This window comes from Acinetobacter sp. ANC_7634 (genome assembly GCF_056779875.1).
Genome location: NZ_JBWYIT010000020.1, coordinates 1 through 11779 on the forward strand (window position 1 = coordinate 1; position 11779 = coordinate 11779).

Here is an 11779-nt window from a genome sequence, read left to right on the forward strand (position 1 = left end):
ATACTTTTAGAGTAGCTAAAAGGCATAAGTATCAAGCTTTTTACAACATTAATTCATACTTTTACCTAGGTATTTTCATACTTTTACCTAGGTATTTTCATACTTTTACCTAGGTATTTTCATACTTTTACCTAGATGTTCATACTTTTACCTAGGTTGCAAAATATTCTATAGTTTTAGCCCATTTCTTTACTGTGATGAATTATTTTGATGGATTTTTATACCACTAACTCATGAACTAGAGTAACTTTCATATGCTTATTATAAAAAATAAATAATTTTTACTCTTTGAAAATCATAGAAATTCGAAAAAACGCTATGTACAAAAGAATATTCATACATTTTTCTAGGTTTGACTTCACTGTTGTCAATGCATATATTCATACATTATAAAGTATGTATGAATTAAAAAATTTATGGATTCTCAATTAGATACTATATTAGTAGATGATCATGAATATCCTATTCAGAAACCATCTACTCAATATCCAGCAGAATATACAGTCATGCAAAATCGAATGATTGAGGCATGGAATAGTATGTCTATCGATGAAAAAAGAGTTTTTATTCTAGCTAGCCCTATTGTTCGTCTTAATCCAATGAGTGAGTCTAGTAAATTTACTATTACCGCTAAAGAGTTTGCAGAGGCATGTGGTATTGAAATTGGTAGTGCATATTCTCAATTAAAAAAAGCTGCTGATGATCTTCGTGGAAGATATTTTTCTTATATCAATACAAAAGGCAATAGAGTATCTGTTCATTGGGTTATTCGTATCGAATATGGAGATGGAAAAATCAGCTTTTACTTCACAAACGAAGTCCTATTCATGTTGTCTATATTTAACAATAATCATCCATATACAAAATTTACAATTAAAGAAGTTTTACAGCTAAAGGGATCTCATTCGATCCAGCTCTACCAATTATTAAAGCAATACGAGAGTATCGGATATCGAAATTTCAAAGAGGAAGAATTCAGAAATATATTTGAATTAAAAGATAAATACTCTTTACTTTGGAACTTAAAACAAAGAGTGATCTTACCTGCAGTATTAGAAATTAATAAGTCTACAGAGTTGCAAGTTTCTTTCGAAAATCTTAAAAATGGCAAAAAAATTATAGGTTTTAAATTCCTAATCGGAAAAAAAGAAACTGCTAAGTCCACTACTAAATACAAGGAAGGAACCAAAAAACCTACAGTTAAACAAATTGATCTTTTCGCAAAAAAACTTGCTTATGATGAATCTTTTGCATCTAAATATAGCGAGGTTGGTGAAAGTTATGAAAATTTCACCAAACGTATTGCTCATCATTTAACAGATCCTGAAAAATTAAAAGAGTATGGACCATATTTGAAACAGCTAGGATTCAAATAATGAAGTTAATTGACACAGTCAATTGAATAGTCAATTATTAACATGACTTGATAACAACTTTACATCAATGAAAAAGCTATCAGTATCAGAACTTGCAAAACTATATGGATATTCAAGACAAGCAATATATGCCCATATAAATAAAGGAAATTTATCAAAAGGCTCAGATGGTTTAATTGACTTTTCAGAAGCGTTACGCGTCTTTGGTGAACCCCAAAACAAAGAGCAACCTGTCAACCAGAGTAAATCAACCGACAGTCAAAACTTAACAGAAATTGACATGCTAAAACGTCAAGTTGACATGCTTGAACGTCAACTTAATCAGTCTATTCTGAGAGAAAATCAATCTTTGGAAAGAGAGACCTTCTACCAAGAACAAATTGAAGCTATGCAACGCCTATTGGAAGCTCCCAAACCTCAGAAAGTAGAAGACCCAACACCTGTTGCACCACCTCCAGAGACTGAAAAACTAGAAACGCCTGTTGAAGTTGATAGTGAACTCCCACCGCCAAGTAAGCGAATCCCTGTTCCTGAGCATGTTGAACCTGAGCCTAAAAAGCGTAGCTTCCTGAGTAGATTCTTCCTACCGAATGGTTAAATAGAACTACACAAAGTTGTGAAACAATGATCAAAGAATAGATGTGGAACGTGATAATTCAAAGAAAAAGCCCTATCGGCGACGAATGGGCTTTTTTAATTATTATAAGATATTGAAATTAAATAACTTTATCTACTGGATTTCGTATAAGGTGTATTATGTTAATTTTAGGTAATCTTAAAAATATCTATATGAGCAGTTACTGTATTTTTGAAAAAATTACCAATATTTGATAAGTTTTCTTTTAATTTTATTAGAACTAAAAATTAAATTTTCCACTGTCTTGAATAAAAATAAATCACCTCTACATAGACTAGATAATTTAATTAATATGAGAAGCACATGAAATTTAAACAAAAATCTTTTAGAAAAATTCCTGATTCCTTAGCAAGTATTACTGGTAAATTCTTATTAGGTAAAAAACTATCAGATTTAAGCTCTGACTATCTAAAAAAAATCTCAGACCAAACTACTTGGGAAGATGCAGAATCATTTTTACCGAATAAAATTGGTAAATTTTCAAGAATCAATGCTGATGGAAGAGAAATCGTTAGAAGAGATAAACCTAAAGAAACCATTACCAGGGCTTTTTATTATACTCGTTCCGAGTTTCGTGGGAGAGATAACAGGGTTGAAGTAGAAGACTTTACATGGCGTACATATGAACGTTATCCACGTGAAACTATTCCTGCACAGAATGTTCATATTAACTGTATAAAGAGCCAAGACGAAAAATTTTTACTAATAGAATGCGATAGTCAAGAAGATCCAGCATTATTCTTACATAAACTAAATTTGGCTTTGGAAATATTTGGTTCAGAACTTGAGTTTCATGTAGCTGCAAAAGATGGTTTTGTTCAATTACCACGAACATTTAAAGTTGTTAATTGGCTTATTTTACCTGCGGGAACTTATTCAAAAGAAGAATTAAAAGAAAAAATTAAACAAACAGTTTCTACAAAATTAAGTAAGACTGTAAAACCTGTGATTGAAAAAAGATTAGATAAAATAGCTTCTTATGAGCATACAGGTATTGTTATTGGAGTTGGTGGATATAAAGGATATGTAATTTATCACTTCCCTCAAAAAGGTATATCTGTTTTGGAGTCTGATAGCCCAAATAACGCTACCTATGTATTTAATAATACAAGTTGGGAAGAACTATCTAAAAAAACAAAGACTGAGATTATTAAAAGCAATTTAGCAATTAGAAGAATTATTCATGATACCAATTGGGATCAACAAATAGATACTTTACTAAGATGATACTCTCACTCAAGTTCACCATAGCTATACTGCAAGTCTTGTGAGAGATGGTGAACATTGGGGTAGGTTAATCATATTAAAATTAAATAGCCATTGATTCTCTATTTATCATACCTAGTTTTATAAAAAACTAGGTTGAATCTCGCTATTCTTAATTAACTCAATTGATTGAAATATATTAATTTTTTTATCAGCATTTTTCAGGGATAATTCTGACATTTTCTGAGTAATTAGTAAAAACTCATCAACATTATAAACACGTTGGAATTTCTTTTCCTGCTGAAGAAAAACTGTAACTTTTTTCTTTTGTTTAATAAGCTCAATAATATTTTTTAATGTTCCTGTACTCTTTTTATCCCAAAGCATGACACCAATATCAGCATCATTTGCTAAAGCTAGATCCTTAGCGGTGAAGAAATCCCTTGTACCAAATCTATATTTTGTAACTACTGATTTTGTAGGCCAATTACCTAAATTATTTCTGACTGTAGTGCCACTATGATAAACAGTAACTTTATTATACCCTTGAATATTAAGGTAATTTTGTACAGCTTTATCAATTCCATCAGCATCACCAAGGATAATTTCGTATCCTTGGTTCATCATCTTATCAATACGTTTAGTTACGGATTCGTCTAGTTTTTTAATACTAATAGAGCCCGCAATAAAAATTTTTTCCACTGCTATTTCCAAGTTAATGCTGCTGTATAGATATCTTTAACTTTAGAATATGAGCTTAGCACTTTACAAGCAGCCTCCATAGTAGCCCCTGTATCAAATAAGTCATCTATAAGAAGAACATTCCAAGGCCCATCATTCCTAATGCCATCATAAAGAGAAAAGCTATTAGCTAATACTGACTCTTTTTCTTCTCTTGTTTGTAAATCTTTAAGAGACGTTCCATTTTTTGTCTTATGTAAAATATTAGTAAACACAGGTATATTTAAAGCTTGTCCAAGTCCTTCAGCTAAACCATACACTGGCTGACGATCACGATTATTAGATGCAGGCATAGGAACAATGAATCCTATCTTTTCACTAAAGTTTTGAGTTATTGCTGAAGATAGAGCCTCAACTAAAGTAGGAATTTGGTTCCAATCATTTCTATATTTTAATAAAAATAATGCTTGGCCTATGTCTGATCTTTTAGTGTCGAACATAGGACGGCCATACTCATTGTCACCAAGGTATTCACTCTTTAGAACATGTTTATCTAAAACTATTCCTTTTTTCCAAGGACCATTAATTTCCTTAATATTCATATTACGATTAATCTCTAATGAAATTTTGATTTATAAGTTTTTTAAATAAATTAAAAACAACAACTTATTGGGGATAATTTAACATAAAAACTCTTATACGAAATTCAAATCCAAGACATAAAAAAGCCCAACATCCTGTTGGGCTTTTTTATGTATTTGATGCGTTGGTATAACTCCTGTCGTACCTGCATATTCCATTGCTACGATTTCTTATTGTTATCTGGAGCATCCTGCTCTCTATGTGTTCATCATAGAAAATTGAAGGTCATCGGTATAGACGCAAAATACCTGAATGAATGTGAGCCAAGGCGTACAAAATTGATTAAAACTTATCCCAAAAGTTGTCCGCAGAAATTGGGGATGAATTTGATCTTAAAAGGCATATATCTTATAGGGAATTGCAGTTTTTGATCGCTTTTTGATCAATTTTATTGGCGAAAAATGACAAATTTGCTCAAAAAGAAACCGACATGTTTCAAAGTTGGTTTTTTGCTGTTTTTCGGGGTGGGTGAAAATTTTTAAGTTATTGATTTTAAATAATTATTTTAATTGCATTTCGCATAACGCCTATTATGTTAAATGGGAACTTATTTAGTTGAAAAGTAAACTATTTATGAGTTTCGTATAAGAGATTTTATGCTACATCAACCAAGTAAGTACTTATAAAAATAATTCCAACTAAAACAAGCTAACCTTAAAAATAAAATCCAGGATTTTTTTAAAATCATCCTGGGTTGAATTTTTTTAAAAAAAATGAATCCAGGTGTTGATTTTTATTAAATCCAGGTTATTATAAACCCATTAATAATTTAGGATAAAAATCATGATTGAAGATAATCTACCAAAGCCTTTAACAACTGGATCACTGGATGATTTATTAGTAGCTAGTAATGGGAGTGAGCAGGACTACAATGTCTTTATTGGACATAATTTGGGAGAGCGTGTTTTCTTATTACAAGTACCTATGAAAGAGTTTTTCAAGATTTCAGAAGTAGCCAATGAACAATTTAGAGAAGGGATTGAGGTTTCTCAACGTAAGTTAGACCAAGTTCATGCTCAAAAATTGGCTGTCTATATTTTAAAAGGCCTGATTTCTTCTGCTATTCAATTCAGGGAGTTACAAAAACAACCAGCTATTCCTGCACTGAATAAGATTCAGGAAGAACTTGGAAGACAACCTTATTTATCACTACAACCATTAGTTGCAAATATTCGTGGTATTGGCCATCGTGGTGGATTATTAAGGGCTGAACGAGTTATTTCTAAAGATGATCTTTCTACAGCTTGTTTTAAAGTTTATTTAGCTCAAAACAATATCTTATGGGTAGTTGATGGTCAGCATCGACGAGAGGGTATGCGTATTGTCTTTGATTTTTTAGATAACTTGCTTCGTCATCATGCTTATCCTAAGAAAAAGGGAATTTATGCTCCATTAGATGGCCACATTGAACTTACATCTGAAGAATTGCAAGCCTGGCAAACTGTATCGGAAAGTAGCCGTACCTTTGCATCGGTATCGGTAGAAGTACATTTAGGGTTGAATATTGATGAAGAACGTCAACTGTTTCATGACTTGAATAACCTTGGGAAAAAAGTAGATAAGAACTTAGCACTAAAATTTGATAGTTCAAATCCAATTAATCTATTCATCAAAGAACAAATCATTGAGCAACTTGATATTAAAGTTTCAGAAGTTGAGCAGAAGGACTGGTCTAAGGATGATGGAAGTATTCTACTCAAAGATATGTCTGCTATTAATGCAATTTTATTTTTGAATAAAACTAATATTTCTACGGCAACTCCTGATGTAAAAGATAAGTTTTCGGTTGCTAAGCAGTTTTGGGAAAGTATTAAATCAATTGATGGATTTGGTGAAGAAAAAGGTAAAGAAAAAACAGTTGCTATGCAGCCAGTAGTTTTAAAGGCTTTAGCAAAGCTTGTTTATGACTTTAAATTTGGTAGAAAACTTTCTGAAAAATCTGAATCTTATTATCATGCTTTACTAGAAGGTATTAGTAATTTGGACCTCTCTCATTCTAATAAAATTTGGCAATACTATGAGATGTCTGAAAGTGAAAGAAAACACTTATTCCCAGGTGCTGATCGTTACTTGCCTGATGAAGAAAGTGGTAACCGTGATTTAGGGTCATTAAATGCAGGACTAATGCGTTTTGGTGCTAAACACAATGATATATATCCTATTATTGGCGATATGATTCGATATCAACTTCAATTGCCAAGCCGTCACTCTCCTACAAATAGCGATTTGTTTAACTAAAATTAAAAAGGAGCAAATGCTCCTTTTCTTTTAACATTAAATATCTAAAAATAGAGAGATTACCTTGATTAAGTTAATGACTTATATAGAAAAAAAAGAATTTAAAATAGCATTTTTTGAACTTCTAAAAATCGGCTTCTTTATTGGTTTTATACCTAGTTTGATTGCCATTTTAGCTGATTTCGGATTTTTAACATTAGCTTCTAATAGCTTAACTGAAAGTAAGAATCTAAAAAGTTTTAATGAAGTAATAGCAACATTAATTCCTAAGAATGAAATTTATATGAGTTTATTGGTGTTCTATACCATATCTCATATGCTGTTAACTTATATTTTGGGAATTTGTGTTCATTTAAAAAAACAAATTTCTCCTAAAATTTTGATTTTCTGTGAATTTTTTAGACCAATAGCTGATGTTTTGTACCAGCTACTAGCTATAATTTCAGGTATTTTTTCTGCCTTAGCATTCTTGATGTTATTTTCAACAGAACCATTTAGTTTAGTTATTTTTTTAGTAATGTCTTTATTTCTCCTATTTTTATCTACTGTTGGATTAGTAATTACTAGAGTAATCACATCTGACTATAAAAAAATAGTTGTTTAAGCTTTGCTCAATCAAGAGAAGTTTCAGATGTAATGATGATTGTTTAGTGAATAAAAAAGCCCAACATCCAGTTAGGCTTTTTCGTATTAGGTGTTTAGGTCTAAATACTATCGTACATCACGTCCTGGTGTAGCATTTATTATTTTATGAGTAGAATATCCACGCTAGATAGTCTAGACACAATGCTCCCTTACAACTGTTTTTTATAGTTCAAATATTCAGTTGGCCCAGCCTTTGTAATACGAATGGGGATATCAAAAAATTCCCAATATTTTGGCATTTCCAAAGTCCCAAACGTCCCGTTATACATAATTACAGCATTATGTTCAGGCAATTGGCTAAACTCCTCAGGTTCAATAATATATTCAAGCCTTGTGCTTTCTGAATGACCCGATGATGTGCTCCGATTATTAACTTCATTACTACTCGTACCTTGCCCTATATGCTCAGAATAGCTGTAATAGGTGGTTTCAGTTTTCCCAATTAGCTTACTAAACACTTCAGCCGTCGAAATATCACCAATCTTAAAAACAACCTTATAATTACTCGAACCTAAAAATAACTTATCCGCATTGGCTCCATACAAGCGATTTAAGCCCTCTAATGATTGAAGATATAGAAAAGTAGGTATATTCGCAGAGCGCATTGTATTGAGCAAATCAGTGAACTTAGGGATAGGGGCACAATTAATAATTTCATCAAGTGCGAGGAACACTGCTCCACGATTTTGATTCGCTTGCAAAATACGTATTATATGCGCCACAGTTGCACCAAAGAGCGTAGCAGTTGAACTCTTATATTCCTGATCAAATTGCAGAAAAACCGCCTGCTTTGGCTTCATAAGAATATCTTTTAAATAAAATCCCTCAGCATTACTTGAAATTGATGTTCTAATCCTTTCATCATCAAGAAAATCAAATGCTTTTGAAGTCGCTGTCATGATGGATGCAAATAACTTATCATTCTTTGCTGTACGTGTAATGTCTTTCGCAATACTCGAAACTATTTCATTTTTAGACTGTCGCAAGGTTTTTAACAACTCTGCATTATCGTTCATCGAGTTAATAAAGCCTTGAGCATTAGGTAAAGATGCCTGGGATCCTAATTCTATGAGGATTGCTTTTAGCAGCCTTCTTGCATTGTCATTAAAAACTTTTGACTCCGCTGAATCTGTATCCGGAATAATAATATTTAAAACTTCATTAAATTCTGCTGAATCATGAATCTCTGAAAATAAATTATAGTGATCTCCATTGATATCAGTTGGATTGAAGACCCAATCTTTATAACCATATTTTTCAAAAACATTATTGTATTTCAAGATAGCCCAAATTTCTGGCTTAATATCAGTTGCAACAAAACTTTGCCCTGACTCCATCCAATCAATAATTTGTGTCACAAGATAGGTGGTTTTACCTGAACCTGGCGCACCTAAAATAATCCCACGGTCTTCGTTAGTAACTCTTAAGGCTTTCCAAACAGGTTCTTTCAATTTTTTTTCGTAAACGTAAGCAATTAAAGGGGTTCCAACGTCTTGCGTTGGCTCAACTGCATCTAAAAGCGTTCCAAGCCCCTCAGCAGATTCCTTTTTTTCTATACTTTTCCGCTTCCGATCAATATTTTCTGGATCAATGCATTGAGAGCCAAAATACATAGCTAAAAAAAACAATAGGGCTGCAGATAAAGAGAGGATGATGAAATGCAAATTGGAAAGTTCGAAATATGCTTTCAAACAATATACAAAACCAGTAAAGACAATGAAAAATGGGATTAATGCTAACTTAGCAGCCATTTTTTTTATGTCATCTAACTCATTTTGTTTTATTTTTCCAAAGGTTTCAGAAACTATAAAGTTCGTCAGAACATATGTCACAGCAAAAATAGCAACTGCGACAAGGGGTAGCAAAAGCAATAAAATTTTGAATGTCATTTATGTTCTTGTCTACCTTCGCAAACGTCCAAAAATTGTGGTTCAGATACAGGGCTTTTAAGCCAAGAACAACGTACTGTATAAAAATAAGATGTCTCTAAACTTTTGAGTTTAATTAATGTTTGACTTGTTTTTAGTTCAGATTTTTCATTCCAAATTAATAATTTACAATTCACGCAGCGACCACATAGTGGAAGTTTTTCGCGAATATCTGATGCGACACCCATTATTTTTTGCTCCAACTTCCGAGATAAACAGATGTAATATTTATGCGTGAATGCCCGAGCTCTTCACTAATTTGCAGACGAATAACAGCATCTTTTTCCTTTTCTTCTGCCGTTAGCTCTCTAACACCACCAACAGCGGGGCATTGAAATCCCATGAGCTCAAAATAGCGGTATTGCGCGTAGCCATGGCGCAAGCCGTGAGTTTGGCCAACCCCGAGTGCGCTCGTGACTTTTTCAAAAAATGACATATGAGAAACATACGACTTTTCTTTCGGAATCAAAGATCCCCCATTTTCAACCGCTCGCGCGTATGCATTTCTGAGCTCATCACGCTGTTTTTCATTCGTTATCGGAATTGTGCGCGGTCTCCCACCTTTCGCCCAGCTTCCCTTGATTCGAATGTATTTAGCACTCTCAATTTTTTGCCCATCTAGAGCAAAAACAGGCTGAAACTTCATGCTTTCTTCGCGTCTGAGTCCAAAAGCGTCTTGTAAACGCAAAGACTGCGCAATATTTTGATCAATTTGTGATAAATCGAGCTCTTTCAACGATACAGATTTATTTTCATTCGTGACGTAAACACGCTTTTCGAGTTTATAAGTATTGTTATTTTTAATTGCGCCCGGATTTCCAACTTTTTCAGCCCAAAATCGAAGAACACACATGCGATTTTTTATAGTACCTGCGCTTAATTCTTCTCTACGCCAAAATTCTATTAACCTATTAATATGTTTGCCTTTTATATCAGTTGCACGCATCGTATAAGTATTAAAACCAATGGATGCAAGCTGATCGCTGAACAAACGCAGCATCGCACGACGATTCGCCTGGGTCGCATGCGACCCAGTACGAAATTTTTTGCAAAGCTCATCTAGCTCATTTTTCAAAGTCATTGATTGTTGACTTTATAAAATTCAGAGACAAATGATTCATTTGATTTTTTATAATTCTTTGAGTTATCAAGAGTGAATCGCGTACTTACATAATCCTTTCTACCATCCATTTTTTTTGTGTAAGTAAAATAAATTACATCTGATGAATCAATTGAAATCGGGCTGATTACAGTTTGTGCATTTTCAATATCAACGTATGAATTTTCATCAGAAAATCTACAATTTTTTGCTTCAAACGTATGCGTAAATCCTGAAACTCGAATAAAGACAATTCCATCTTTAATACGCAATGAATCAAGAATTTGAATGAAATCTGATTTCTTCGTTTTTCCAAAAAATTTAGAAATTGACATATAGAGATCCACTTTTAAGCTTAGTGTTAAATTAGTGTTTTATCCGCATTTGCTAAAAAACAGTGCTGAAAAAAACAGAAAATAGTTATAAAAAATCGAAATTCTTTAGAACTAACATATTGAATACTTTATAAAAAAACAATTTCAGCATATATAGATGTGAATCGTTAGAAAGTAGTTGATCTCCTTTAAAAATTTTATGTTTAAGCTGAGAAATTTTTAAAAAGTCAGCGAAGAAAAGTTATGAAAAAACAAAAGAAAGTTTGATTAATATATCAACTATTTTTTCGCCATCACGTGGCAAAAACTTACAATAATTCTATCTAAGCTAGATATAGTGTAATTCTTCCAGAGCGTCACTACTCTTTTGTAGTGACGCTCTGTGGAAGTGACAACAGTTAGTGCGTAAGAATTGAGTCGCCACCCTTCGGGCTGGCTCTGCTTCTCCCGAAAAAAATTAAATGGGAGCCTTGTAATCAAAAAGAAAAAGTTAGGATATTTTGATTGAGCCTAGTCGCTCACACTCCGTTCGCTTTGTTATTTTTTGCTTTCAGCAAGTTTTATAGAGCGAGTGTCTACGAGCGAACAGATACAATCAAAATTCTCGCTATGTTTTTTCCCTGATTACAAGCTCCCCTCTGATTCTAAAATTTAGATACAGAGCATTCCGAAGGGTGCGAACAAACTTAATGTGTGTCTAGACCGAGCGTAGCGAGCATAAAAAACTTATGAGCGTAGCGAATTCCGAGTTGCTTTTGTTTTTTATTAAATTCTAATGAGATTAACCAAAAAATTGCCCCTACGAACTGAGCGAAAGCGAAGTTCAATAGAGTTTGAGCGAAGCGAAAACATAGGGCAATTTTAAAATTAGATATATTTTTAATATTTTTAATATTTTTAAATACTTTTAGAGTAGCTAAAAGGCATAAGTATCAAGCTTTTTACAACATTAATTCATACTTTTACCTAGGTATTTTCATACTTTTACCTAG

The 11779-nt window shown here is 32.8% G+C and carries 10 protein-coding genes; 5 read left to right on the top strand and 5 right to left on the bottom strand.

What is annotated here, in order from left to right; genetic code table 11:
- Positions 1-416: 416 nt before the first annotated feature.
- The 3 genes from AC1M9A_RS14180 to AC1M9A_RS14190 all read left to right on the top strand — a co-directional run bounded on the left by AC1M9A_RS14180 (position 417) and on the right by AC1M9A_RS14190 (position 3240).
- Positions 417-1376, top strand: a complete 960-nt coding sequence (locus AC1M9A_RS14180) for a RepB family plasmid replication initiator protein (protein ID WP_481610463.1) — start codon at positions 417-419, stop codon at positions 1374-1376.
- Positions 1377-1443: 67 nt separating this feature from the next.
- The gene (locus AC1M9A_RS14185) at positions 1444-1974 is read left to right on the top strand and encodes a plasmid replication DNA-binding protein (RefSeq protein WP_481610464.1); all 531 of its coding nucleotides are present in this window, start codon (positions 1444-1446) and stop codon (positions 1972-1974) included.
- Positions 1975-2316: 342 nt separating this feature from the next.
- Complete coding sequence (locus AC1M9A_RS14190; RefSeq protein ID WP_481610465.1) at positions 2317-3240, top strand: hypothetical protein; 924 nt, start codon at positions 2317-2319, stop codon at positions 3238-3240.
- A gap of 120 nt (positions 3241-3360) precedes the next feature.
- On the opposite strand, the gene AC1M9A_RS14195 is transcribed toward AC1M9A_RS14190, so the two are convergent.
- Positions 3361-3921, bottom strand: a complete 561-nt coding sequence (locus tag AC1M9A_RS14195) for a hypothetical protein (RefSeq protein WP_481610466.1) — start codon at positions 3919-3921, stop codon at positions 3361-3363.
- A 2-nt stretch (positions 3922-3923) separates the two neighbouring features.
- Positions 3924-4502, bottom strand: a complete 579-nt coding sequence (locus AC1M9A_RS14200) for a ComF family protein (protein WP_481610467.1) — start codon at positions 4500-4502, stop codon at positions 3924-3926.
- 823 nt (positions 4503-5325) lie between these two features.
- Between AC1M9A_RS14200 and AC1M9A_RS14205 the strand changes: the two genes are divergently transcribed.
- Positions 5326-6780, top strand: a complete 1455-nt coding sequence (locus AC1M9A_RS14205) for a DNA sulfur modification protein DndB (RefSeq protein ID WP_481610468.1) — start codon at positions 5326-5328, stop codon at positions 6778-6780.
- A gap of 76 nt (positions 6781-6856) precedes the next feature.
- Positions 6857-7384 carry a hypothetical protein gene (locus AC1M9A_RS14210; RefSeq protein WP_481610469.1) on the top strand — a complete coding sequence of 176 codons (528 nt, stop codon included), beginning with the start codon at positions 6857-6859 and terminating at the stop codon, positions 7382-7384.
- A gap of 190 nt (positions 7385-7574) precedes the next feature.
- Here the strand turns inward: AC1M9A_RS14210 and AC1M9A_RS14215 are convergent, their stop codons facing one another.
- The 3 genes from AC1M9A_RS14215 to AC1M9A_RS14225 all read right to left on the bottom strand — a co-directional run bounded on the left by AC1M9A_RS14215 (position 7575) and on the right by AC1M9A_RS14225 (position 10787).
- Positions 7575-9314, bottom strand: coding sequence for a type IV secretory system conjugative DNA transfer family protein (locus tag AC1M9A_RS14215; protein ID WP_481610470.1), 1740 nt, complete (start codon positions 9312-9314; stop codon positions 7575-7577).
- Positions 9315-9540: 226 nt separating this feature from the next.
- Positions 9541-10434: an integrase domain-containing protein gene (locus AC1M9A_RS14220; protein ID WP_481610471.1), complete on the bottom strand. Its 894-nt coding sequence runs from the start codon at positions 10432-10434 to the stop codon at positions 9541-9543.
- Positions 10431-10787, bottom strand: coding sequence for a hypothetical protein (locus AC1M9A_RS14225; protein WP_481610472.1), 357 nt, complete (start codon positions 10785-10787; stop codon positions 10431-10433). The genes AC1M9A_RS14220 and AC1M9A_RS14225 overlap by 4 nt, the downstream gene beginning before the upstream one ends.
- Positions 10788-11779 lie beyond the last annotated feature (992 nt).